This is a genomic window from Mycobacterium rhizamassiliense, assembly GCF_900157375.1.
Lineage (GTDB): Bacteria > Actinomycetota > Actinomycetes > Mycobacteriales > Mycobacteriaceae > Mycobacterium > Mycobacterium rhizamassiliense.
Map to the genome: position 1 here is coordinate 1,682,102 of NZ_LT721901.1, position 24,342 is coordinate 1,706,443.

The window sequence follows — 24,342 nt, forward strand, 5'->3', positions numbered from 1 at the left end:
TGGATTGACAGTTATTTTTGAACCCGCGTCATGATTCCGCGGTCCACTGGCTGGCCGGCGGTTCGTCGAGCTTTTGGAACCAGGCGAAGTGGTAGTTCGCCGACACCTGGTCGCCGGCGACGCTGCTCTCGGTGGCGGCCAGCAGCAGGCAGTTGAGCAAGAGTGCGGGGTCCACGTCCGGATATTGCGTCAGCACCTGATACCGCGCGGTATCGAGGTGCACGCGCAGCAGGTCGGCTTCTTCCTCGACGACGCCGGTGCCAGCCGCGGCGGCCTTGGCCAACGTGTGGACGAGTCGCGGCAGCCCGTCGCGCCAGTGGGTGAGGCGACCGAGCTCCCAACCCAGATCGTCCACCGCGGGCAGTTCGCGGCCCTGCACCGAAGCCTCGGTCGGCGCGAAGTCGATCGCCCGTCCCACCGGATCGCCCGGCGTATAGGTCACCGCGCGCGTCGTCTCGCCGAGGAGCGCTGACAGCCTGCGGCCGCGCCGCCCCGGTTCCAGCAGCCGCACGCCCGCCGGAACCGCGATGCCCGAGGGCACCCAGCCGTGGGCGAGGTCGGTGACCAGGATGGTGGTGCCGTCCGGGCGATCGCCGACCGCCCAGTTCAGCTGCGGTTCTTGCCGGACCACGAAGGCAAGCAGCCGCTGCAGCCGTTCGCTGTCGGATTCGGCGTTGGCCGGGGCAACGGGGGCCTCCGGCTCTGGTTCCGGCTCCGGCTCGGGTTCTGGCTCTGGCTCCGGCTCGGGTTCCGGCTCCAGGTCCACTGGTTCCGGCTCCGGCTCGGGTTCCGGCTCCAGGTCCACTGGTTCCGGCTCTGGCTCTGGCTCTGGCTCTGGCGCCAAGGCGACGTCTGGTTCTGCGGCGGCCGGCTCGGCTTCGGGGACGACCGCGGGTTCGGCGGCCTCATCGGGCCCGACGAAGAACTGCGTGGTCTCGGGCTCGACGTCAACCACCTCGGCCGAAAATTCCGGCGCGTCGGCGGGTTCAACGGCGGCGTCCTCGTCACCGTCAACCCGATGCCGGCCGCCCGCGTCCTCCTCTTGATCGGCCTCGTCGTCGGCCTCGTCGACCGAGACGAAAAACTGCGTGGTCTCGGGCTCGACGTCAACCACCTCGGCCGAAAGTGCCGGCATGACCGCGGTCTCCTCGGCGGCGTCGACCTCGTCACCGTCAACCCGATGCCGGCCGCTCGAGGCGTCCTCGTCTTCATCCACGTAGGCCTCGACCGGAACATCGATCACCGGCTCCAACTCGGCGGCGGCGAACTCCTCGGCAGCGGGCTCGACCGCGGGGACAACCGGGATGATCTCCGTCTTGTCCTCCGATCGTGCCCCGACCGCGGGAGGCCGCTCCGAACGAACAGGTGGTGGCGGGTCCCAACGGACCGGTGGTGGCGGCTCCGGACGAGCGAAGGGCGGCCGCTGCACGCGAGGGCCCGGCATGACTCGCGTCTTTTCGCCGCTGGCGGTGAAAGGCCCCGGCGTCTGCGGGCGACCGCCGGGCATGACCCGCGTCTTTTCGCCGCTGGCGGTGAAGCGCCCCGGCGGCTGCGTGTGCGGGTATTGCGGCTGTTCGGGGCGGGCCGAAGCCTTCACCGCGTGCAGATGACGCAGCGCCGATTCGATTCGCCGCGCCGCGTGGGATCGGGCCTCGTCGATGGCTCGAACCTCCGCGGCATGCCGGGCCGCATCATCCAATCCGGCGCGCTTGATGATCTTCAGCTCGTCGTTGGTCCTGCCGGCAATCCGGTGCAGGTCATCCCTGAGATGCTGTGCGTCGGCGGCGTTTTCGTCGGTGATCGTCGACAGCTCGGCAGGCCAAAGCCCACCGATCACCCACGGGGTGCAATCGATGGGAGAGGTGAAGGCCGGCGCCGCCAATGATTCCCGGGTAGCTCTCCGGAGGCGCCGGCGCGCCGCATTCCGACCGAAGATCGCCACCGGTTCAGCGTACCGACATCGGCGACGAGTTATCTCCCGAGAGTGAATTGTGCGGCCTCGACGGCCTGGGTAGCGTGGGGTCATGGCAGATTCGGCGCTGCAGCAGCAACTGGACGAGGTCCGCGCTCTGCTCGGCCGCGCGCGAGAGTTGTTCGGCGCCAACCCGATCGAGCCGCCGACGGACATCGCGCCCGATCCCGACGCCGCTAAGAGGTGGCTGCTCTAGTCCCGTCGGTTCAATCCCGTCGGCGTAATTTATGCGCCAGCAGCTTCTCGATGGCGGCATCCAGGTCGCGTGAGGTCGGTACCTCGGCGGACGGGGTATGCCCGGCGGACACGATTTCGTCCCGAATCTCCAGCAGCGCTTTGAGCCACGACACGTCGGCGGTCAACAAAATGCCCTGGGCCAGGGTCACGGCGTCGGTGTCCAACGCCTCTTCACTGAGCGCAACGCTGTGCATGTACCCGCCGCGGCACGAGCGGACCAGGATGTGTCCACTTGGGTGAACGGTGTCGAAGGCGGGATTGGCTTCGGTCATCGACCGCCGTCGACGATGCCGCCGAACTGGCCCGTGGCATCTTCCTCGTGCTGGTCCCATACCGCCGCCGACACGTGCAGCTTGTGCGCCATGTCGGCGTGGTCCTCGGCTTGTTGCTGGTAGCACTGCCGTCTCAGCTCGAGCAAATCCCGCCCCGCGTCGCGAAGCTCGCCGAAGATCGGACCCAGTGAGTCCAGGCTCTCCTGGATGGCCCCGTGCGACGACGGGATGGTGCGCAGGTAGTCGGAGGTCTCCTGATGGTGCGCAGCGGCATTACGTAAGTGCGCGGGCACCACGTGGATTCGGTCAGCCATCCGCTGTCTCCTCTTCGTGCGACGCCGGACGGGCCGGCGAGATCACTATTGTTCGGTGGTCGGCGTGCTCGCCGGCCGGGTCGGTGTCGGTGTGCCGGTCCGGGCCGGCTCGGTCGCTGTCTGCCCCGACGGCGGATGCTCCCAGCCTAGAAAGCTCGGGCCGCTTACGGTGGCGATGTGCTGAATCTGCCCATCGAGCAGAGCCTTGTCGTGGCCGAGAGCAAGCGCATGCCGATCGGTGAAGATGCCGATGTCTCCGGGTATGACCTGCACCGCGTCGACCGGATTGCTGACCGCGGTTCCCGGCGCCGGAATGGTGATTCCCTGCTGGCCGAAGGCATCCGCGATCGGCGTACCGCCGGCGGCGGCCTTGATGGCCGCGGCTAACTGCGGGCTGGCGGCGGTCACCGTCTCGCCGTTGGGCAGGGTCACCGTCGTCGGACCCGACGGCGGTGGGCCGCTGTCGGCCGACGCGTCCTCGTCGCGTTCCTTGTCGTGGTCGAGTTCGTCCGCGGCGGCTTCGTCGTCTGCGCCCGGATTTTCGGCATCGGACAGCCCATCGTCCAGACCCGTCAGGGCCGGATCGCCGCCCTGCTGCAGTGCCGGCAGCGGCAGGCCGCCCGGCGGGCCCCAGCCGGCCAACGAACCCGGCAACGCGCTCCCCCCGGGCAGCGGCGCCGCCCCCGAATTGGGCAGGCCGGGCGGCGCGGGGGAGGACATAACCGGGTCCGGCCCCGGATCCCCGCCGAGCAGCCCCGGGTCGTCCGCCAGCAGCGAATCCAGCAGGGGGTCGGCTCCGGCGTCGGCAGCCGGCACCGCGGCGGCGCCCGCCGGTTCGGCATTCGCAGTCGCCGCTGCGGGCCGGGTCTCGCCGGGCATGCCCTTCGAGGCGTCGTACAGCGACGTCCACGCGGCCATCAGTGCCGACTTCGACGTGTCGTCCAGGCTCGCATTAATCACCACGGCGCGGATGTCTCGAAGCTTGCCGATGAGGAACCGCTGAAAATCCCGCGCGCCCACCGGGGTGTCCAGATCCGATCGCGCCTGGACCGCCGCCTCGGTTTCGCGCTGCAACTCGGTCAGCGCGTCGGCGCCCTCGACGGTCTTCAGGTGGGCATTCATGATCGCAGAGACCACCTGGAGGTCGAGCTGCGAGCTCGCCGAATTCTGTTGCGATAGAGCCGCTTCGGCGCCCGCTATGGCTTCGGCGGCTGCACCCTCGGAACGGTTCGACGGGCCGGGCCCGGCCGGCATGGCCCGGGCGTCGAAGAGGTCGGGATGTTGGCGGCGGATCTTGGCCAAGATCGCGGCGAGGTCTTCGGAACGGGTGGTCGGGGTGACCACGGCCGTCAGCTCAGTCGGGGTCAGTCCGGCTTGCCACGCGTTCGGATCACCGGTGCGGTCCCGCACCACTTTGACCGTGCCGAGCAACTCGTCATACGTCGACATCAGCTAGACGAACACCCCGCCGCCCCCGTACGGGCGGTGTCGCAACCCCTCCATGCCGGCCGACAGTAGTGCCGTCGATGCCTGCCGACAATTCACGTCGGTGGGGGTGTGGGTAACCGCCCGCCCGCCGTCCGGTTAACCGCCCGGGGCGGCGTACTGCTCCCGGAGGCTTTCCAGCACAGCCGCTTTCGCGCCGTCCAGCTCGTGGGCATCCGCCACGACGGCGGCGATCTCGCGCTGTTTGGCAAGCAGGAATTTCTGAAACTCCCGCGCCCCCAAGGGCGTATCCACCGCGAGGTGGGCCTGACCCGGAGCGGCGCGGTCGATCTCGTCGGCGATCGCGTCCAGGCGCCGGATGCTGTCGCGGATCGCTGCGTGAGCGCTGGCAACCACTTCGGCCAGCACGCGATCGGCGTCGGCGACCGAGCCGTGTTGGCTCGCCAGCGCCGACTGTCGCGCCTGAATGGCCTCTAGCGAGGGTCCAGCTTGTTCCGACATCCGTTCACCTAATCATCGTGCCGACGCGGCGGGCGGTCTTTTTGCCACTCATATCGGCCGTCGAATCGCAATGTTGCTGCCCAGGTGACTGATCCGCACCGAGGCACCCGAGTAGGGCGCTTCGACGACGAGGCCGTTGCCGATGGCCATCTGCACGTGGCCAGCGTGCGGGAAGACCAGGTCACCCGGCCGGACCTGGGCGGGCGCCACCGGGATCCCGTCGTTGATCTGCTGATACGTCGTCCGGTCCAGGTGAATGCCGGCCTGCGCGTAGGCCCATTGGACCAGGCCGGAGCAGTCGAACTGGTCGGGCCCGGTCGCGCCCCAGACATACGGCCGGCCCAGCCTCGATAGCGCCGCGCGCACCGCGAGCCCGGCGCGCCCGTTCGGCACGGCCAGGCCGGTCAATCCCGGACCGCGGTGGTGCAGCATCCGATAACGCAGCGCCCGCAGCGCCGCCGACCGGCGCCGGGCGTGCAGCCTGGCGATTAAGACGTGGGTGCGCTGTGCGCGCAGCCGCGCGGCACGACGGCGCATCGCCTCCCGCTGGGCCATCGGCGTGGTGGGGGCGGCGGCGTCGGCGCGGGCCTCGTCGAGGACGCCCTTGGTCAGGGCCTGGGCCTGCGCCCGGTCCTGGTGCGCGCCGGCGATGACGCGCGCGGCAGCGTTGTCCGTACGTGCCGCCGACAGCAGGGCTTCCCGGCTGTGCTGCACCCGTCGTTGGTAATCACCTTGTCCCACAAAGCTATTGACGTCACCAGCGCGCCGTGACGGCCAGCCGCGGTCCGCAGACGCGAACGTCGGCGGCTGGCCCACCCCGGCGAACAACTCGTGAGCGCGTCGCAACGCCTCGACGTCGCTTTCGGTCATTCGTCCCCCCCGCCGCTGGTCTCCTCCGCCTCGTCGCCGGTCGTCGACTCAACCGCATCGGCGAACGCCCGGACGCGGGGGAGCGCACCGGCGGGGATCACCCCGCGGTTGCGCATGTCCCACATCTCGTCGCTGCTCACACCCAGCAATGCGGCGATGATCGTGTCAGGTAACGACGACTGCCCGCACGCCCGGTCGAACTTGGCACTCAAGCTGGCGGGCATCCGCTCGAGCAACGCCGTGCGCGTCGCCTCGAGTGCTTCTAAATGCTGCATCAGCCGGCCCGTCGAATCCGCGCCCGCGTTCACCGCCACCCGCCACGAGCTGGCCGCGAGCATCTCCGCCTTCACGCACTGCGCGATCACAGAGAGAATATACGTCTCATATTCGTTTGATGTCGTCGCCGGCAATCTATCGATGACTGATTTGAGGGCATCGAGCTGTGCTTCGGCGTAGCCTTCCAGCACTTCTGTGTCGCTGTGACGGTCGACGACCACCGCCCCGGCGGGCCGCGCAGGCGTGGTCACCGCCGGCTGCGCGGCGATCAAACGGGCCAGTTCGGCGTCGGGATCGGCGGCCACCAGCAACCGAGAATACGTTCCGGGGGGCAGACCCAGGCCGTTCTCAACCTTCTGAACTGTGCTTTTGTGCGGCTTGCGGGCGCCGCGTTCCAGGTAGCTGAGCCCCATGATGCTGACGCCCGTCGCCGCGGCGAGCTCCGCTAATGACCAGTCATGCGACTCGCGCAACGCGCGAATGGCCGCACCAGCCGATTCACGGCTCACCAACAGGCTCCGGCCATAGGCCGGATATTACACAGCCAGGATCCAGGCTTAACGGATATGCGTTTCCATCACGTTTCTCTTGCGCTGGCGGCCTAGTTGTGTATACGCTTCTGTATACGTTTTGAAGGAGCAAGGAGACCGAGATGGGCAACCCGTGTGCAGCCAACCCGGAACTGTGGTTCGGCTACCCAGACGACGACGAAGGCGACGGCGCAGCTAAGGCGCGTGCCTACGAGCGGTCCGCCACCGAGGCCCGGATTCAGTGCCTGCGCCGCTGCCCGCTGGCCCAGCAGCGCCGGTGCGCCCAATACGCGATCCAGCATCGCGAGGAATACGGCGTGTGGGCCGGCGTAAAGCTTCCCGGCGGCCAGTACCGCAAGCGCGATCAACTCGCGCACGCCCACGACATATTGCGCCGCATCGCAGACGGCGAGATCAACTCCCGGCAGCTGCCGGAGAACGCAAACCTGCTGACGCGCCGCGAGCACGACGTCATCCCGGCGCCCGCCGTCGTGCTGCACCTGCCGATGGCGCAGGTGGGCCCGCGCACTGCCGCCTGACGGCGCGCCGGGGGCGTGAACGTTTGTTCACCCAGTTGGCCGGGTAGTCGATCGCGACGGGACATCTGACCGTCGACTCGAAGGCGCATCCATGACGTTCGACCTGACACCAACGGCAGCACAACACGACCTCGCCCGACGCACGCACGAGTTCTCCGAATCCGTGATTCGTCCGGTGGCTCTCGAATACGACCAGCGGCAGGAATTTCCGTGGCCGGTCCTAGAGGAGGCCGCCGAATGCGGGTTCTACAGCCCGTTGTTCTACCGCGACTTGATCGGCGACCCGACAGGTATGTCGCTGCCGATGTTCATGGAAGAACTCTTCTGGGGCTGCGCCGGAATAGGCCTGGCGATCGTCATGCCGGCGCTGGCGCTGTCGGCTATCGGCCAGGCCGCATCGCCGGAGCAGATGCTGCAGTGGGCGCCCGAATGTTTCGGAACCCCGGGCGATCTGAAGCTCGCGGCGCTCGCGATCTCCGAGCCGGAAGGCGGCAGCGACGTGCGCAATCTGCGCACCTACGCCCGCCGTGACGGCGACGACTGGATCATCAACGGCCACAAGATGTGGATCGGCAATGGCGGCATCGCCAACGTGCATGTGGTCAATGCGGTGGTCGACGAGGAGTTGGGTCATCGCGGCCAGGCCCTGTTCGTGGTCCCTGGCGGCACCCCCGGCCTGGAACTGGTGCGCAAGCTCGACAAGCTGGGCTGCCGGGCGTCTCACACCGCCGAGTTGCTGTTCAACGACGTCCGGGTCCCGGGCGCGAATCTGCTTGGCGGACAAGACAAACTCGAGCACAAGCTCGCCAAGGCTCGCGAGCTGGTGGCCGGCGGACAACGTTCGGGCTCGGCGACCCTGGGCACCTTCGAGCAGACCCGCCCGATGGTCGCGGCCCAGGCGATCGGGATCGCCCGCGCGGCTCTGGAATACGCGACGGCGTATGCCACCGAGCGCGAGGCGTTCGGCGCACCCATCATCGACAACCAAGGCATCGCGTTTCCGTTGGCGGAGCTGGCCACGCAGATCGACGCCGCCCGGCTGCTGACCTGGCGCGCGTCGTGGATGGCCGCCAACAACGTCCCCTTCGAGCGGGGCGAGGGGTCGATGTCGAAGATGGCCGCCAGTGAGGTGGCGGTAAAGGCCACCGAGCGCGCCATACAGACCCTGGGCGGCTGGGGCTACATCACCGACCACCCGGTCGAGAAGTGGTATCGAGATGCCAAGCTGTACACCATCTTCGAGGGCACCAGCGAGATCCAGCGGATGGTCATCGCCAACGCGCTCGGGGCGTCGGTCGGCACCCCGCCACTGCATGTCGTCCTCGAGCCGTCGGGTGGACCGCTGAACCGGATTTTCGGTCGGGGCGCCCCATTGCGATCTCGCGCCGCCGACACCGCGCTGTCCATGCAGGACCGGGTGCCCGAACCCGTCATGCGGCTGGCCATGAAGGTGTTGCGGCCTCCCGGCAGGTAAACCGCGCGCGGTACCGTCGCGGGTTATCGGGGCCACGCACCAACCAGGAAAGGAATCCACATGACGACCGATAAAACCGGCGCCGAAACCACCGTCACGGCGGAGGACCGGACGTACACCATCGCCGTCGACGGTCAAAAGGTCGGCCACGCCGACTTCGCGGACCGCGGCGACCAGCGGGTTTTCTACCACACCGTCGTCGACCCGGCATTCGGCGGACGAGGCCTGGCGTCCATCCTGCTGAAGGAGGCGCTGGATAACGCCCGCGATGCCGGCAAACGGATCGTGCCCGTGTGCTCCATGGTCGAGACCGTCCTCACGAAGCACCCCGAATTCAAGGACATCACCGACCCCGTGACGCCCGAGATCGTCGCGTGGTCGCAAACGCTGTAGCGCCGGCGGGTTTCCACCTTTTGCCGCTGGCGGCATCGGCCGACGACTGCGGCAGTAGGGCAATAACCCGCTGCTCGGCGCGCCGCCGCCGCCCCCGAGCCGGCCCGCCTGGCGTGTCGAACCCGGTGCGCGCGGCCGTCGCTCGCGCCGGTGGGGCAAATCAGCAGCTGACTGCGCGCTTTTGTGGCGGCGCAGACCGCTTCAAACCGAGGATTTGGGAGCCCGTTCGCGGGGTATAACTAGGCCTCCCAGCTAACTGACAGTCTTCGTGAGCAAAATGATTGACAATGAGCGCCGCCGTTTAAGGTAATCCTGCGTTTGTTTGCCGTTTACCGTTGAGACCCTCGTGCCGGGCTGCTCGATTGAAGGGATGCCATGGACTTCGCGATACTGCCGCCGGAGATCAACTCCGCGCGGATGTATGCGGGCGCCGGTTCAGGGCCCCTGCTGGCCGCCGCGTCGGCCTGGGAAGCCCTGGCCGCCGAGCTGCATTCCACGGCGAGCGCGTACCAGTCGGCGATCAGCGGCCTGACGGCCGGGCCGTGGCTTGGCCCGGCGTCGATGATGATGGCCGCCGCCGCGGCCCCCTATGTGACATGGATGCAGACGACCGCGGCGCAGGCCGATCAGACTGCGCGGCAGGCGGTTGCGGCGGCCGCGGCGTACGAGGCCGCATTCGCGGCGACGGTGCCGCCGCCGGTGGTCGCGGCCAACCGGAGCCTGCTGGCGGCGCTGGTCGCCTCGAACTTCTTCGGGCAGAACACTTCCGCCATCGCGGCGACCGAAACGCAGTACTCCGAGATGTGGGCCCAGGACACCGGCGCGATGCAGACCTATTCGGGTGCCTCGGCGTCGGCCACGAGGTTGCAGCGCTTCAACTCTCCCGAGTCGAGCACCGACAGCGGCGGGGGAACCGAGCAGTCCGCTGCCGTCTCGCGCGCGAGCGCCACCCCCGCCGGCAACGTGCAGAACTCCCTCGCGTCGTTCGCGCCGGCAGCCGCCGCCGACCCCCTCTCGCCGCTGGACGAGCTGGACGCCACGGCCGATGTCCTTGGCATTTTCGTCGACCCCCCAGCCAGCATCGCGGGCCTTGCCGTCGACTCGACGGCCCTGCCGTACGACGTTGCGGGTGCGCTGACCGGTTTCCACACGGACGACATCGTCAGTGGCTGGGCGGGCATCCAGTCCTGGCCGGGATTCGCGCCGGCGCCCCCGACGAGTTTCCCGGTGATTACCAACACGTCGGCGGTGTCGGCGAACCTCGCCGATGCGACGTCGGTCGGCCGGCTGTCGGTGCCGGCGACGTGGGCCGCCGCGGCCCCGGAATTTCGCCTCAGCGCGATGGCGCTACCGGCCACCACCGTCGGGGTCGCCGCGGAGGCCTCGGCGGGCGGCGCCGGAAGCCTGTTCAGTCAGATGGCCTTGGCCAGCATGGCCGGGCGCGCCATGGCGGGCACCACCGGTGCCGGCGGGCCGGGCATGCGCGAGCGGATGGGGATGGCGACGGGCAAGTCGGCCAAGCCCGGCGACAAGGACGAAGACGCGGAGGCTTTGCCCGGCGGCCCGATCACCGGCATCTCCGCGGAGCTGCGTGAACTGTTCGCGCTGCGCGACGCGGGCATCCTGACAGCAGAAGAGTTCGCCGAGCAGAAGCAGCGCCTGCTGCCGCACTGACGCGTTACGCCAAATTCGCGCTGCCGTCCTGTAATTCGTCGCGGCGTAGGCCCATCGGGGTGACCGACAGCAGATCGCCGCCGGCGATCACCGTCCGGGTGATCGGGGTGAGCGCCTGGAACAGCGTCTCCACCTCGTCGTCGGTGAGCGCATCGAGCGCCGAGAGCGCGAGCGCGTCGGTGGTCGATTCGAGGTGGTCCTTCAACGCCTGCCCGTCCGGTGTCAGCGAGCCATCGGCGTTCAGCAGCCCGCGCTCGGCCAGCCGTTTCTCCTGCAGGCTCCATTCCGCGTCGTCGTAATCGCGGGCGCGGGCGAGGTACTCGGGCGGCACCCGGCCCGCCCTGGCATGCAGCACATTGGATTCGCGGCCCGAGACACCCGCGGCGGTCAACGCCGCGACATGCGCATCGCCGCGCTGCTCGCGCAGCAGGGTGGCGGCGTGCCACAGCGCCGCCAGCGGGTCGTCCGGCCACGGCAGTGCCCGGTTCGCCGCGAACAACGGTCGCCCGTCGAGCGGGGCGTGGCAGGCGGCCTTCTTCGCCAATTCCGCTGCGGCACTGACGTTTTCATCTGATTCCAAGCCGTAGCGGCGGAGCGCGGCGACGGCCGAGTCCTGCCGGGCCCGCAAAGCGGCGTCGGGTCCGGCGAACTGCCAGGCGGCCGGCAGCGCCTTGGCGACGCGCTCGGGCGTGAAGTTGTAGAAGACCGCGGTGACCACCTCCGGCGGCGCCACGCCGAGCGGCGCCGAGCGGGCGGCGAAGTAGCCCATCCAGAAGCCCCGGTAGCCCAGCTCGTCCAGCGCCGCCCGCGCCTCGGGGGCGAAGTACGTCACGGCGTGGATCGGCTCGTACCGATCGAAGAAGCGGCGCGCCAGCCGGGGGTCCCTGCGCACGATTGCAGTTAAGCACTCGACGCCAGGCCCTTTGTTACATGGGTCCGGGAAGCTCGCCCAGGTCCGATAGTTCGGCGTGTAATCGGGTGACTGCGGATCGGTACTCTTCCTCGGCGAGCGTCTTCGCGTAGTAGCGATCCATGCGTAGCTGGTATTGCTGGTGGCGCAATTCCCTGATGCGCTCCAGCCGGGCAGCATCGGCAGCCGAGAACTTGAACTCCTGCACGCTGATGTGGCCCGCGAGCACCTCTTCGATCGGCGAAAGCCGATAGCCACAGCTGGAAAGGAATTCGAAATACGGCTTGCAGTAGTCGCGTTCGCCGCCTCGCCAACTGCGGTTGGCGATATTCCATTCGAACGCGGCCACCACCATGGCCATGATCACCGCGGCGGGCCGAGCGTCAGCGTCGACCAGCGCTTCAACGTCTTTGTATCTAGCGCCGTCCGTTCCCAGCAATTGTGCGGCGACGTTCATGCTGGCGGGGCAGTGCAGTTGGGCGAGGAAATGGAAGTTGCGGGCAATGAAGACTTCGGAGCCCGAGGGTGGCGGTGCCGCCCAGACGATGTGGTGCCGAATCCAGTCGCGCCGAGCGGTGGTGACATCAGCAGCGCGGCGGTCCAGCTCGCGCGTTAATACCCAGTCGACCTTGGCGTCGGTGGCCGCTTCGGATTCCAGCTTCACCGGCTGACTCCCGGTGTAACCGCTGCCACCCTTCACCTCGCCGAGCGAGAGTCGCCGTCCCATGTCCCCGCTCAGATAGCTGGCGCGGACGTCGAGCTCCTCCGGCGATTCGGCCCACCTGGCCAAATCGCCCAATGTTCTTGTGCCTGGATGCAATCGGCAGATCTGGTCTTCCTGCCTGAGGTCATCTCGCGTATAGATCAAGCCGAGATCCCAGCGGCGATCCTGATCCTTCGTGTTGACGTCGACAGACCACCCGGCCGGGCCCGCGACGCCCGGGAGGAAACCGGCTGAAATGGCGACAAGCAGATCGTCGACCGTGGCCTCGGCGGGGAAGACCCAAAACTCCCGATGTGACTCGACGTCGTCGCCCATCGCCACCGAACTGCGGTCAATGGTGACCTTCACGGTGTCGGTCATGCTCAAGTTCTACCGGCCGTCCCGGAAGACCGGTAGTCACCGTGGTGACGGAACCCCGAAGGTGAATTGCCCGCTCGCCGATACTGGTTGACCATTGTTCTGGCCGCACCAGGACGGCCGGCATTCGAGGGGGTTGGCGTTGTGAAGTTGGCGGAGGCGTTGTCGATGCGGGCGACCGCGGTGCGCCGTATCGAGCAGTTGCGCACGCGCATCGTGAGCAATGCCCGCTATCAGGAGGGCGAGGAACCGGCAGAGGATGCCGCGGCCTTGCTGGCCGATGTCGAGGGCGTGCTGGGTGACTACGAAACCCTCATCCGGCGCATCAATCGCACCAACGCGGCCACGGCGATCGACGCCGGCGGCACGCTGACCGATGCGCTGGCCCGGCGGGACGCACTGCGGTGGCGTCACCACGTCCTGACCACCGCTGCCGACGCGGCAGCGGGCACCAATCAGCAGAGCTACTCGCGGCAACTGCGGTCGGAGCTAAAGATGTTGTCCGCCTTGCCCGTTGCCGAGCTACGCGCCCAGGCCGACCAGGCGGCGCGCGAACTTCGCGAGCTCGATGTGCGCATCCAGCGCTCGAACTGGGAGGTGGATCTGCTGGATTAACCGACCCGAGGTGCAGCAGGTAGTCGTCGCGGGGGCGTGCACAAGCCCCGACCGGCGGGCGAAGTCCGGTCTCTACTGGCGCGCGAAGGGCAGCGCAATGGGTTCAACTCCCTCCTAACACCGCAGCCCAGCATTGCGCACAGGTGACGGGGCACGGTTCACGGCACATCACCGCGTGCAGATCCGTGACGACGAGGGTGGGCAAGGGGCATACACCTCGCGGTGGGACGAAAAAGTCCCGTTCCCTTTCGAGAGCGGGACCTTTGGTCGCGTGTGCAGTTCATCGAACTGCTTGTGGTGGGCGAAGGGGGACTTGAACCCCCACGTCCCGAAGGACACTGGCACCTGAAGCCAGCGCGTCTGCCATTCCGCCACTCGCCCGGGGAAAACAACCGATGGACCATATCACTGTAGTGGGCGCTCGCCCCAACCGCTGCGGCGGCCCGTTCGGCCCCCGGGCGCACGGCCACCTCATCGCGCGTTGTTTTGAGCTGCGGCGATCCAATTCTCAGGATTTTCCCGGTGACGCCGCGCGGCGGTATCCCGATAACATGCTGGGGTGATGCGACACGCGGGTGGAGCCGTTTGCCTTGCGCCGGCGATATACCGCGGTAAGTGCGGGGGAACGCTAGGGGATGGGTAGCCAAAAAGGGCTCGCCGCGAGGATCGAGCGCAGGCTCGAATCGACCGTCGGCGATGCGTTTGCCCGTTTGTTCGGGGGATCGATTGTCCCGCAAGAGGTTGAAGCCCTATTGCGTCGGGAAGCCGAAGAAGGTGTGCGTCCGCTGCAGGGCAATCGCCTTTTGGCGCCCAATGAGTACATCATTACCCTCGGTGTGCACGACTTTGAGAACGTGCGGGCCGATCGAGGTCTCACGTCGAGCGCCTTCGCGAGGTACTTGGCCGACTATATCGATGAACAGGGGTGGCAAACGTATGGTGATGTGGTCGTCAGGTTCGAGCAATTGCCGAACCTGCATACCGGCCAGTTCCGCGCCCGCGGTGCTGTCAACCCCGATGTCGAGCCCCGCCCGACCCTCAGCGATTCCGCCCGGCCACAATCAAATCAGGCGTTCACCGCAGAACCAGGAGTACCACCGATGACTGACAATTCGAGTTACCGCGGCGGTCAGGGGCAGGGTCGGCCCGGCGATGAGTATCCCGACGACCGCCACGGTCGTCCGCCGGAGGATCCGCGCGGCGGCCAAGAGCCGCCGGGCGGCCAGGACGCCCGCGGCGGATACCCGCAAGAGCAGGGTGGCTACCCACCGCAGGGCGGATACGCGCCTCGCCCCGATCAGGGTGGCCAACAGGGCTACGGCGGCGGTTACCCCGACCAGCAGCAGGGCGGGCAGCAGGGTTACGGCGGCGGCTACCCCGACCAACAGCAGGGCGGCGGCTACCCACCCCCAGGCGGATACCAACCCCCCGCCGGCTACAGCGGCCAGGGCTACGACCAGCGCGGCGGCTACCCCGACCAGCAACAGGGCGGCGGCTACCCACCCCCAGGCGGATACCAACCCCCCGCCGGCTACAGCGGCCAGGGCTACGAGCAACCGCAGGGCGCCCAACCGGGCTACGGCGGCGGCTACCCCGACCAGCAACAGGGCGGCGGCTACCCACCCCAGGGCGGCGGCCCGCAGGGCTACGGCGGCGGTCAGCAGGGCGCGGGCCCGCAGGGCTACGAGGCCGGCCAGCAGGGCGGCGGGCAGCAGGGCTATGGCGGCTATGGCGGCCAAGGTGCGACTGAGCAGGGTCGACCGGGCTACCCCGAGCAGGGCGGCTACGAGCAGCAGAGTGGCGGCTACGAGCAAGGCGGCTACGAGCAACCGGCCGGCGGCTACGACCAGGGCTACCAGCAAGGCGGCCAGGGGTACGGCCAACAGGAGTACGGCCAGTCGGGCGGCGACTACACGCAGTACGCCGAAAGCGTCCCCGGCGCCGGTTACGACCAGGGCTACCAACAGGACCAGGGCTACCAGCAGGGCGGCGGCGGATACGCCGAGACCCAGCACCGCGAGTACGACTACGGCCAGTCCGGTGACTACGGCCAATCCGGTGACTATGGCCAGCAGGCGGGCGGCGGATACGGCGGCGGGTATGGCGGCGGCTACGGTTCCGCCGGCACCACGGTGACGCTGCAGCTCGACGACGGCAGCGGCCGCACCTACCAATTGCGCGAAGGCTCCAACATCGTCGGTCGCGGGCAGGACGCCCAGTTCCGGCTGCCGGACACCGGCGTCTCGCGCCGTCACCTGGAGATCCGCTGGGACGGGCAGGTCGCGCTGCTGTCCGACCTCAACTCCACTAACGGCACCACCGTCAACAACGCACCAGTACAGGAGTGGCAGTTGGCCGATGGCGACGTGATCCGGTTGGGCCACTCAGAGATCATCGTTCGGATTCACTGATCGCACCGGGCTTGAGCTGCCGTGCTTCGCCCCGCGTCGACCACCTCCCAAGTATCGTGACGTTGCTGATGTGCTCGGTGTCACGGGTTCGGGTTGCGACGCCAGGACGGAAAGGACGACGCCAGATGCAGGGACTAGTGCTGCAGCTGACGCGTGCCGGATTTCTCATGCTGTTATGGGTATTCATCTGGTCGGTCTTGCGGATCCTGAAGACCGACATCTACGCACCTACCGGGGCCGTCATGGTGCGCCGTGGCCTGGCGCTGCGCGGGACGCTGCTGCCCTCGCGTCAGCGCGGTCACGCGGCGCGCTACCTGGTGGTCACCGAGGGGGCCTTGGCGGGTGCGCGCATCACGCTCAGCGGACAGCCGGTGCTGATCGGCCGCGCCGACGATTCGACGCTGGTGCTCACCGACGACTACGCCTCGACGCGGCACGCCCGGCTATCGCAGCGCGGCTCGGAATGGTACGTCGAGGATCTAGGATCGACCAACGGCACATACCTTGACAGGGCGAAAGTGACGACTGCGGTACGAGTTCCAATCGGGACGCCGGTTCGGATCGGCAAAACGGCAATCGAGTTGCGCCCGTGAGCCTGGTCCTGCGATACGCCGCCCGCAGCGACAGGGGCCTGGTCCGCACCAATAACGAAGACTCGGTTTACGCCGGCGCGCGACTGCTGGCTTTGGCCGACGGCATGGGCGGCCACGCCGCCGGCGAGGTGGCCTCCCAGTTGGTGATCGCCGCGCTGGCGCACCTCGACGACGACGAGCCGGGCGGCGACCTGCTGGCCAAGCTCGACACGGCGGTGCGCTCCGGCAACGCGGCCATTGCCGCGCAGGTCGAGATGGAGCCCGACCTCGAAGGGATGGGCACCACCCTCACCGCAATCCTGTTCGCGGGCAACCGTCTTGGGCTCGTGCACATCGGCGACTCGCGTGGCTACATGATGCGCGACGGCGAACTCACCCAGATCACCAAGGACGACACGTTCGTCCAGACCCTGGTAGACGAGGGCCGCATCACCCGGGAAGAGGCGCACAGCCACCCGCAGCGCTCGTTGATCATGCGGGCGCTGACGGGCCACGAGGTCGAGCCCACGCTGACGATGCGTGAAGCGCGCGCCGGCGATCGCTACCTGCTCTGCTCGGACGGGTTGTCCGACCCGGTGAGCGACGAGACGATCCTCGAGGCGTTGCAGATCCCCGACGTGGCCGAGAGTGCTTACCGCCTTATCGAATTGGCGCTGCGCGGCGGCGGCCCCGACAACGTCACGGTGGTGGTCGCCGACGTCGTGGACTACGACTACGGCCAGACCCAGCCGATTCTGGCGGGCGCGGTATCGGGCGAAGAAGACCAACTGACGCTGCCCAACACCTCGGCTGGCCGGGCCTCGGCCATCGGCGCCCGCAAGGAGGCGGCCAAACCCGTTGTGCCGCAAGAGGAGACGGCGACACGGCCGCGGTGGCCCCGGCGCCGGATGTTCATCCTCGGCACGCTGGCCGTCCTGCTGATACTCGCGGGCGTGGCCATCGGGCGGGCCATCATCCGCAGCAACTACTACGTCGCCGACTACAACGGCATGGTGTCGATCGTGCGGGGCATCCAGGGTTCGCTGCTCGGCATGTCGTTGCACGAGCCGTATCTCGTGGGATGTCTCAACGCGCACAACGAGTTATCCGTCATCAGCTACAGCCAATCCGGCAACCAACACGACTGCCACGTCTTGCAGTTGCAGGATCTGCGCCCCGCCGAACGCGCGCAGGTTCAAGCCGGCCTTCCCGCCGGAACCCTGGACGACGCCGAGGCGCAGTTGCGCGAACTCTCCGCCAACTCCCTGCTGCCGCCGTGTCCGCCGCCGCGCGCCACCTCACCGCCCGGCACTCCCGCCCCGATGACCGGCGCGACACCGCAGCCGAGCGTCACCGCACCTACGACGACTTCGCCCAGCGGCCCCACGAGCAGCTCGATTCCAGCTGGCCCTCCCGCCGGCACCCCCCCAGCAGCGCCCGCGACCACGTCGCCCACCGCCACTTCCCAGACGGTGACTGCGCTTCCACCACCCCCACCTCAGCCGGGCATCGACTGCCGGGCGGTGGCATGACCACGCAGATCCAACCACCGGTCGCGGTCACCCCGCCGCTGCCCACCAGGCGCAACGCCGAGGTGGCGTTGCTGTGCTTCGCGGCGGTGATCACCGTCGCCGCCCTGCTGATCGTCGAGGCGAACCAGCAGCGCGGCCTGCGCTGGGACCTGACCGCGTACGGGCTGGTCTTCCTGCTCGTGTTCGGCGGCGCGCACCTGACCCTTAGGCGCTTCGCCCCGTATGCCGACCCGTTGCTGCTGCCAATTGTCGCGCTGCTCAACGGACTTGGCTTGGTAATGATCCACCGCCTCGATCTCGTCACCAATGAACTCAGCGGCCACCATCACGCCAGCGCCAGCCAGCAGATGTTGTGGACCCTGGTCGGTGTCGCCGCGTTCGCGCTCGTGATCACCTTCCTGAAGGATCATCGGCAGCTCGGACGCTACAGCTACATCTACGGCCTCGCGGGTCTGATCTTCTTGGCGATCCCCGCGCTGCTGCCGGCGTCGTTGTCCGAGCAGAACGGCGCCAAGATCTGGATTCGCTTCCCGGGCTTCTCAATTCAGCCCGCGGAGTTCTCCAAGATCTTGCTGCTGATCTTTTTCTCCGCGGTGCTGGTCGCCAAGCGCGGTCTGTTCACCAGCGTCGGCAAGCACCTAATGGGCATGACCCTGCCCCGCCCGCGCGACCTCGCCCCGCTGCTGGCGGCCTGGGTGATCTCGGTGGGCGTGATGGTCTTCGAGAAGGACCTCGGCACGTCGCTGTTGCTCTACGCCTCGTTCCTGGTGGTGGTTTACCTTGCCACCCAACGGTTTAGCTGGGTCGTCATCGGGCTGGTGTTGTTCACCGCCGGCAGCGCCGTCGCGTATTTCATCTTCGAGCACGTCCGCATTCGGGTGCAGATGTGGTGGGACCCGTTCTCCGACCCCGACGGCCACGGCTATCAGATCGTGCAGTCGCTGTTCAGCTTTGCCACCGGCGGCATCTTCGGCACCGGCCTGGGCAACGGTCAGCCCGACACCGTGCCCGCCGCCTCGACCGACTTCATCACCGCCGCGTTCGGCGAAGAGCTCGGATTGGTGGGGCTGTCCAGCATTTTGATGCTCTACACCATCGTCATCGTGCGCGGCCTGCGCACCGCGATCGCGTCGCGCGACAGCTTCGGCAAGCTGCTGGCCGCGGGTCTGGCCTCGACGCTGGCGATCCAGCTGTTCATCGTCGTCGGCGGGGTAACCCAGCTCATCCCGCTGACCGGACTGACCACGCCGTGGATGTCCTACGGCGGATCGTCGCTGCTGGCGAACTACGTGCTGCTGGCCATCCTGGCCCGGGTCTCGCACAGCGCCCGCCACCCGTCGCGGAACCGTGTCCGCGACACGTCGCCGATCGCGGCGGCCGGCACCGAGGTGATCGAGCGGGTATGAACACGTCTCTACGCCGGATCTCGGTGACCGTGATGGCGTTGATCGTGCTGCTGTTGCTCAACGCGACCATGACGCAGGTCTTCGCCGCCGACAGCCTGCGCTCGGATCCGCGCAACCAGCGGGTGCTGCTCGACGAGTACTCCCGCCAGCGCGGACAGATCATCGCCGGCGGGCAGCTGCTGGCCTATTCGGTGGCCACCGACAGCCGCTACCGGTTCCTGCGGGTGTACCCCAACCCCGCGGTGTACGCGCCGCTCACCGGCTTCTATTCACTGCGCTATTCCAGCTCGGGCCTGGAGCGCGCCGAGGACCCACTGCTGAACGGCTCCGACGAGCGGCTGTTCGGGCGCAGGCTGGCCGACTTCTTCACCGGCCGCGACCCGCGCGGCGGCAACGTCGACACCACAATCAACCCGCGGGTCCAGCAGGCGGCCTGGGACGCGATGCAGCAGGGCTGCGGCGGCCCCGCGTGCAAGGGCGCCGTCGTCGCGCTGGAGCCCTCCACCGGCAAAATTCTGGCCATGGTGTCCTCGCCGTCGTATGACCCCAACCTGCTGGCGTCGCACGACCCCGAGGTGCAGGCGCAGGCGTGGCAGCGGCTGCGCGACGACCCCAACAACCCGCTGCTCAACCGGGCTATCTCGGAGACCTATCCGCCCGGCTCGACGTTCAAGGTGATCACCACCGCGGCGGCGCTGCAGTCCGGTGCGTCCGACACCCAGCAGTTGACGGCGGCACCTACCATTCCGCTGCCGAACAGCACGGCCACCCTGGAGAACTACGGCGGCACGCCCTGCGGCAGCGACCCGACCGTGACGCTGCGCAAGGCGTTCGCCCTGTCGTGTAACACCGCGTTCGTCCAGCTGGGCATGCTCACCGGGGCCGACGCGCTGCGCAGCATGGCCCGCGCGTTCGGCCTGGACAGCACGCCGAGCGTGATCCCATTGCAGGTCGCCGAGTCGACGATCGGGATCATCCCGGACGCCGCCGCCCTGGGCATGTCGAGCATCGGTCAGAAGGACGTTGCCGTGACGCCACTGGAGAACGCCGAGATCGCGGCTACCATCGCGAACGGCGGCGTAGCGATGCAGCCGTACCTGATCGACAGCCTGCGCGGACCAGACCTTGCCGTCATCAGCACCACCGCGCCGTACCAGCAGCGCCGCGCCGTCTCACCGCAGGTCGCCGCTAAGCTAACAGAGCTGATGATCGGCGCCGAGAAGGACGCGCAGCAGAAAGGGGCCATTCCCGGCGTGCAGATCGCATCCAAGACCGGTACCGCGGAGCATGGCACCGACCCGCGCAACACTCCGCCGCACGCGTGGTACATCGCGTTCGCGCCCGCGCAGAGCCCGAAGGTGGCCGTGGCCGTGCTCGTCGAGAACGGCGCCGACCGGCTGTCGGCGACGGGTGGCGCGCTCGCCGCGCCGATCGGCCGGGCCGTCATCCAAGCCGCACTGCAGGGGGGGCCATGAGTCCGCGCGTGGGGGTGACGCTGTCCGGGCGGTATCGCCTGCAGCGCTTGATCGCCACCGGCGGCATGGGCCAGGTCTGGGAGGCGGTGGACAGCCGGCTGGGCCGCCGCGTCGCGGTCAAGGTGCTCAAGGGGGAGTTCTCCCAGGACCCCGAGTTCATCGAGCGGTTCCGCGCCGAGGCGCGCACCACCGCGATGCTCAACCACCCCGGCATCGCCGCCGTGCACGACTACGGCGAGAGCCAGATGGACGGGGAGGGCCGCACCGCCTACCTGGTGATGGAGCTCGTCAACGGCGAGCCGCTGAACTCGGTGCTCAAACGCACCGGCCGGCTGTCGCTGCGGCACGCGCTGGACATGCTCGAGCAGACCGGCCGCGCGCTGCAGATCGCGCACGCCGCCGGGCTGGTGCACCGCGACGTCAAGCCGGGAAACATCCTGATCACCCCGACCGGACAGGTGAAGATCACCGACTTCGGTATCGCCAAGGCCGTCGACGCCGCGCCGGTGACCCAGACCGGCATGGTGATGGGCACCGCCCAGTACATCGCGCCCGAACAGGCGCTGGGCCACGACGCGACCCCGTCCAGCGATGTCTATTCGCTGGGTGTCGTTGGCTACGAGGTGGTTTCGGGCAAGCGGCCGTTCACCGGCGACGGCGCCCTGACGGTGGCGATGAAGCACATCAAGGAGCCGCCGCCGCCGCTGCCGCCAGAGCTGCCGCCCAACGTGCGCGAGCTCATCGAGATCACCCTGGTGAAGAACCCCGGCATGCGCTATCGCAGCGGCGGACCGTTCGCCGATGCGGTGGCCGCGGTTCGCGCCGGCCGCCGGCCGCCCAGGCCCAGCCAGTCGCCGCCGCCGGGCCGCGCCTCGCCGGCGTCCATCCCGTCGACCCAGCAGGGATCGCCGCCCCGAATCGTCCGCCGGCGGCGGCGGCCGGAGCCGCCGCGGGCAAGGGCTCGCCGTCGCACGTTCTCGTCGGGCCAGCGCGCGCTGTTGTGGGCCGCCGGGGTGCTCGGCGCGCTCGCCATCATCATCGCGGTGCTGATCGTCATCAACTCCAAGGCGGACACCCAGCAACAGCAGCAACAGCCGACCGTGACCGATACCGGCACGCCGCCGGCGTCCAAGACGCCCAGCGGTTCGGCACCCGGTCTGCGCCTGGATTGGACGGATGGCGCGGCGATGCGCAATTCTGGTTTGCACAGCAGGCCGCCAGAACTGGGCCGGGTCGAACCCGTGACGCCCACCCGGTCGGCGGCCGGACCCGAGATACGGCAATGACCACCCCGCAGCACCTTTCCGACCGGTACGAACTCGGCGACATCCTCGGTTTCGGGGGCATGTCCGAAGTTCACCTGGCCCGCGACGTCCGCCTGCATCGCGACGTGGCGGTTAAGGTGCTGCGCGCCGATCTGGCCCGCGATCCCAGCTTCTATCTGCGTTTCCGCCGTGAGGCGCAGAATGCCGCCGCGCTGAACCACCCGTCCATCGTCGCGGTGTACGACACCGGGGAGGCCGAGACCCCCAGCGGTCCGCTGCCCTACATCGTCATGGAATACGTCGACGGCGTCACCCTGCGCGACATCGTGCACAACGACGGACCGCTGCCGCCGCGGCGGGCGATCGAGATCATCGCCGACGCCTGCCAGGCGCTGAACTTCAGCCACCGCAACGGCATCATCCACCGCGACGTCAAGCCGGCGAACATCATGATCAGCACGACGAATGCGGTCAAGGTGATGGACTTCGGCATCGCGCGCGCGATCGCCGACAGCGGCAACAGCGTCACCCAGACCGCGGCCGTGATCGGGACCGCCCAGTATCTGTCGCCCGAGCAGGCTCGCGGCGAAACCGTCGACGCCCGCTCGGACGTCTATTCGCTGGGTTGCGTGCTGTACGAAATCCTCACGGGGGAGCCACCTTTCACCGGCGACTCGCCCGTCGCGGTCGCCTACCAACATGTGCGGGAAGATCCGGTGCCGCCGTCGAAGCGGCACGCGGGCATCTCCCCGGACCTCGACGCCGTCGTCCTGAAGGCGCTGGCCAAGAATCCGGACAACCGCTATCAGACCGCCGCCGAGATGCGCACCGACCTGGTTCGGGTGCACAACGGCGAGGCGCCCGAGGCGCCCAAGGTGTTCACCGACGCCGAGCGCTCCTCGCTGCTGACCGCGACGGGCCCCAACCTTGGCGGCTCGCGCAGCGACCCACTGCCTCGCCAGAACTACGACGCCGTCGACCGCGACGACGCGGGCGGTTCGGTCGGTCGCTGGGTGGTCGCGGTCGCGGTGCTGGCGGTCCTGACCATCGTCGTCGTCATCGCGTTCAACACCTTCGGCGGCAGCTCCCGCGACGTCCAGGTGCCGGATATGCGGGGGCAGGTGTCCGCCGACGCCATCGCCGCGCTGCAAAACCGCGGCTTCAAGACGCGCACGCTGCAAAAGCCCGACTCGTCGATTCCGCCCGACCACGTCATCGGCACCGACCCCGGCGCCAACGCCTCGGTGGGCGCCGGCGACGAGATCACCATCAACGTCTCCACCGGCCCGGAACAGCGTGAGGTTCCCGATGTCTCGTCGCTGAGCTACTCCGACGCGGTGAGCAAACTGAAGGCCGCCGGGTTCACGAAGTTCAAGCAGACGAACTCACCGTCGACGCCGGAGCTGCTGGGCAAGGTGATCGGGACCAACCCGCCGGCGAACCAGACGTCGGCGATCACCAACGTCGTCACCGTGATCGTCGGGTCCGGGCCGGAGACCAAGCAGATCCCGGACGTCGCGGGCCAGACCGTCGACCTCGCCCAAAAGAACCTGACTGTCTACGGTTTCACCAAGCTGACCCAGACGCAGGTGGACAGCCCGCGGCCGGCAGGCGAGGTGATCGCGACCAATCCCCCTAAGGGCCAGACGGTTCCGGTCGACTCGATCGTCGAATTGCAGGTGTCCAAGGGCAATCAGTTCGTGATGCCCGACCTGAGCGGACAGTTCTGGACCGACGCCGAGCCGCGGCTACGCGCGCTGGGCTGGACGGGGGTGCTGGACAAGGGCGCCGACGTCGACGCGGGCGGATCCCAGGCCCACCGGGTGGTGTATCAGAACCCGCCGGCCGGCGCCGGGGTCAACCGGGACGGCGTCATCACGCTGAGGTTCGGTCAGTAGCTCCGGGATCCGGCGGGAAGTGCGGCCGCACCGCGGCGCGGACCTCGTTCTCCAGTCGGCGCACCAGGGTGTCGTCGCGCGACCATCCGCAGTAGGCCAGCCAGTTGGCCAGCATCCGGTGCCCGCCCTCGGTCAGGATCGACTCCGGGTGGAACTGCACGCCGTGGATCGGCAGCTCGGTGTGGCGCACGCCCATGATCACCCCGCTGCGGGTGTGGGCGGTGACCTCCAGGCTCGCGGGCAGCGACTCGGGCAGGATGGTCAGCGAGTGGTACCGGGTCGCCGTAAATGGGTCCGGAAGTCCTTGTAGCACACCGACATTGGTGTGCAATACGCTGCTGGTCTTGCCGTGCAGCAACTCGGGCGCGCGGTCGACGGATGCCCCGAATGCCACGCCGATGGCCTGGTGGCCCAGGCAGACCCCCAGCAGCGGCGTGCGCGCGGCGGCACACGCGTGCACCAACGGAATCGACGCGCCCGCGCGCTCCGGGGTGCCGGGGCCGGGGCTGAGCAGCACGCCGTCGAACTGCGCGGCGACGGCGGCGTGTTCGTCTGCGGGGTCGGTCAGCCGGGCGTCGTCGTTGCGCCACACCTCGGCCTCAACACCGAGCTGTCCCAGGTACTGCACCAGGTTGAACACGAAGCTGTCGTAGTTGTCGACAACCAGGATCCGCATCGT

The 24,342-nt window shown here is 68.4% G+C and carries 23 protein-coding genes and 1 tRNA gene; 13 read left to right on the forward strand and 11 right to left on the reverse strand.

Going from position 1 to position 24,342, the window contains the following annotated elements; genetic code table 11:
• Nucleotides 1-28 precede the first annotated feature (28 nt).
• Nucleotides 29-1,837, reverse strand: a complete 1,809-nt coding sequence (locus MRAB57_RS08145; protein ID WP_245835875.1) for a DUF5631 domain-containing protein — start codon at nt 1,835-1,837, stop codon at nt 29-31.
• Nucleotides 1,838-2,024: 187 nt separating this feature from the next.
• On the opposite strand from MRAB57_RS08145, the gene MRAB57_RS28765 reads away from it, so the two are divergent.
• Nucleotides 2,025-2,168: a hypothetical protein gene (locus tag MRAB57_RS28765; protein ID WP_173813919.1), complete on the forward strand. Its 144-nt coding sequence runs from the start codon at nt 2,025-2,027 to the stop codon at nt 2,166-2,168.
• 10 nt (nt 2,169-2,178) lie between these two features.
• Here the strand turns inward: MRAB57_RS28765 and MRAB57_RS08150 are convergent, their stop codons facing one another.
• The 6 genes from MRAB57_RS08150 to MRAB57_RS08175 form a co-directional block, all read right to left on the reverse strand.
• Nucleotides 2,179-2,481, reverse strand: coding sequence for a DUF2694 family protein (locus MRAB57_RS08150; RefSeq protein ID WP_077087114.1), 303 nt, complete (start codon nt 2,479-2,481; stop codon nt 2,179-2,181).
• On the reverse strand, nt 2,478-2,795 hold the full coding sequence (locus MRAB57_RS08155) for an ESX-1 secretion-associated protein (protein ID WP_077087115.1): 318 nt from the start codon (nt 2,793-2,795) through the stop codon (nt 2,478-2,480). Before MRAB57_RS08155 ends, MRAB57_RS08150 begins: the two co-directional genes overlap by 4 nt.
• Nucleotides 2,796-2,840: 45 nt before the next feature.
• Nucleotides 2,841-4,244, reverse strand: a complete 1,404-nt coding sequence (locus MRAB57_RS08160; RefSeq protein ID WP_077087116.1) for a DUF4226 domain-containing protein — start codon at nt 4,242-4,244, stop codon at nt 2,841-2,843.
• A 135-nt stretch (nt 4,245-4,379) separates the two neighbouring features.
• On the reverse strand, nt 4,380-4,742 hold the full coding sequence (locus tag MRAB57_RS08165; protein WP_077087117.1) for a DUF4226 domain-containing protein: 363 nt from the start codon (nt 4,740-4,742) through the stop codon (nt 4,380-4,382).
• A 48-nt stretch (nt 4,743-4,790) separates the two neighbouring features.
• The gene (locus MRAB57_RS08170; protein WP_077087118.1) at nt 4,791-5,612 is read right to left on the reverse strand and encodes a C40 family peptidase; all 822 of its coding nucleotides are present in this window, start codon (nt 5,610-5,612) and stop codon (nt 4,791-4,793) included.
• Entirely contained in the window at nt 5,609-6,397 is a 789-nt protein-coding gene (locus tag MRAB57_RS08175) for a helix-turn-helix domain-containing protein (RefSeq protein WP_077087119.1), read from the reverse strand. Before MRAB57_RS08175 ends, MRAB57_RS08170 begins: the two co-directional genes overlap by 4 nt.
• Nucleotides 6,398-6,540: 143 nt before the next feature.
• Between MRAB57_RS08175 and MRAB57_RS08180 the strand changes: the two genes are divergently transcribed.
• The 4 genes from MRAB57_RS08180 to MRAB57_RS08195 all read left to right on the forward strand — a co-directional run bounded on the left by MRAB57_RS08180 (nt 6,541) and on the right by MRAB57_RS08195 (nt 10,498).
• Complete coding sequence (locus tag MRAB57_RS08180) at nt 6,541-6,957, forward strand: WhiB family transcriptional regulator (RefSeq protein ID WP_077087120.1); 417 nt, start codon at nt 6,541-6,543, stop codon at nt 6,955-6,957.
• Nucleotides 6,958-7,048: 91 nt separating this feature from the next.
• Nucleotides 7,049-8,431, forward strand: coding sequence for an acyl-CoA dehydrogenase family protein (locus MRAB57_RS08185; RefSeq protein ID WP_077087121.1), 1,383 nt, complete (start codon nt 7,049-7,051; stop codon nt 8,429-8,431).
• Nucleotides 8,432-8,491: 60 nt separating this feature from the next.
• On the forward strand, nt 8,492-8,824 hold the full coding sequence (locus MRAB57_RS08190; protein WP_077087122.1) for a GNAT family N-acetyltransferase: 333 nt from the start codon (nt 8,492-8,494) through the stop codon (nt 8,822-8,824).
• A 375-nt stretch (nt 8,825-9,199) separates the two neighbouring features.
• Nucleotides 9,200-10,498, forward strand: coding sequence for a PPE family protein, SVP subgroup (locus tag MRAB57_RS08195; RefSeq protein WP_077087123.1), 1,299 nt, complete (start codon nt 9,200-9,202; stop codon nt 10,496-10,498).
• Nucleotides 10,499-10,502: 4 nt separating this feature from the next.
• Here the strand turns inward: MRAB57_RS08195 and MRAB57_RS08200 are convergent, their stop codons facing one another.
• Nucleotides 10,503-11,390, reverse strand: a complete 888-nt coding sequence (locus MRAB57_RS08200; RefSeq protein ID WP_077087124.1) for an SCO6745 family protein — start codon at nt 11,388-11,390, stop codon at nt 10,503-10,505.
• 34 nt (nt 11,391-11,424) lie between these two features.
• Complete coding sequence (locus MRAB57_RS08205; protein WP_077087125.1) at nt 11,425-12,492, reverse strand: hypothetical protein; 1,068 nt, start codon at nt 12,490-12,492, stop codon at nt 11,425-11,427.
• 141 nt (nt 12,493-12,633) lie between these two features.
• Here MRAB57_RS08205 and MRAB57_RS08210 point away from each other — a divergent pair, with 141 nt between their 5' ends.
• The gene (locus MRAB57_RS08210) at nt 12,634-13,104 is read left to right on the forward strand and encodes a DIP1984 family protein (RefSeq protein ID WP_077087126.1); all 471 of its coding nucleotides are present in this window, start codon (nt 12,634-12,636) and stop codon (nt 13,102-13,104) included.
• Nucleotides 13,105-13,399: 295 nt separating this feature from the next.
• Here the strand turns inward: MRAB57_RS08210 and MRAB57_RS08215 are convergent.
• A tRNA-Leu gene (locus tag MRAB57_RS08215) sits at nt 13,400-13,485 on the reverse strand.
• 254 nt (nt 13,486-13,739) lie between these two features.
• Between MRAB57_RS08215 and MRAB57_RS08220 the strand changes: the two genes are divergently transcribed.
• The 7 genes from MRAB57_RS08220 to pknB all read left to right on the forward strand — a co-directional run bounded on the left by MRAB57_RS08220 (nt 13,740) and on the right by pknB (nt 23,663).
• Nucleotides 13,740-15,515 (forward strand): FHA domain-containing protein, encoded by a 1,776-nt coding sequence (locus MRAB57_RS08220; RefSeq protein ID WP_077087127.1) that lies wholly within the window; start codon nt 13,740-13,742, stop codon nt 15,513-15,515.
• A 125-nt stretch (nt 15,516-15,640) separates the two neighbouring features.
• Nucleotides 15,641-16,108, forward strand: coding sequence for an FHA domain-containing protein FhaB/FipA (locus MRAB57_RS08225; RefSeq protein ID WP_077087128.1), 468 nt, complete (start codon nt 15,641-15,643; stop codon nt 16,106-16,108).
• Nucleotides 16,105-17,619 (forward strand): PP2C family protein-serine/threonine phosphatase, encoded by a 1,515-nt coding sequence (locus MRAB57_RS08230; protein WP_077087129.1) that lies wholly within the window; start codon nt 16,105-16,107, stop codon nt 17,617-17,619. Before MRAB57_RS08225 ends, MRAB57_RS08230 begins: the two co-directional genes overlap by 4 nt.
• Nucleotides 17,616-19,025: an FtsW/RodA/SpoVE family cell cycle protein gene (locus MRAB57_RS08235; protein WP_077087130.1), complete on the forward strand. Its 1,410-nt coding sequence runs from the start codon at nt 17,616-17,618 to the stop codon at nt 19,023-19,025. The genes MRAB57_RS08230 and MRAB57_RS08235 overlap by 4 nt, the downstream gene beginning before the upstream one ends.
• Complete coding sequence (gene pbpA, locus MRAB57_RS08240; protein WP_077087131.1) at nt 19,022-20,500, forward strand: D,D-transpeptidase PbpA; 1,479 nt, start codon at nt 19,022-19,024, stop codon at nt 20,498-20,500. Before MRAB57_RS08235 ends, pbpA begins: the two co-directional genes overlap by 4 nt.
• Nucleotides 20,497-21,786, forward strand: coding sequence for a serine/threonine-protein kinase (locus MRAB57_RS08245; protein WP_108637903.1), 1,290 nt, complete (start codon nt 20,497-20,499; stop codon nt 21,784-21,786). Before pbpA ends, MRAB57_RS08245 begins: the two co-directional genes overlap by 4 nt.
• A complete protein-coding gene (gene pknB / locus MRAB57_RS08250; RefSeq protein WP_077090473.1) occupies nt 21,783-23,663 on the forward strand; it encodes a Stk1 family PASTA domain-containing Ser/Thr kinase in 1,881 nt (626 codons plus the stop codon). The genes MRAB57_RS08245 and pknB overlap by 4 nt, the downstream gene beginning before the upstream one ends.
• On the opposite strand, the gene MRAB57_RS08255 is transcribed toward pknB, so the two are convergent.
• Nucleotides 23,641-24,339, reverse strand: a complete 699-nt coding sequence (locus MRAB57_RS08255; protein WP_077090472.1) for an aminodeoxychorismate/anthranilate synthase component II — start codon at nt 24,337-24,339, stop codon at nt 23,641-23,643. The genes pknB and MRAB57_RS08255 overlap by 23 nt on opposite strands.
• Nucleotides 24,340-24,342 lie beyond the last annotated feature (3 nt).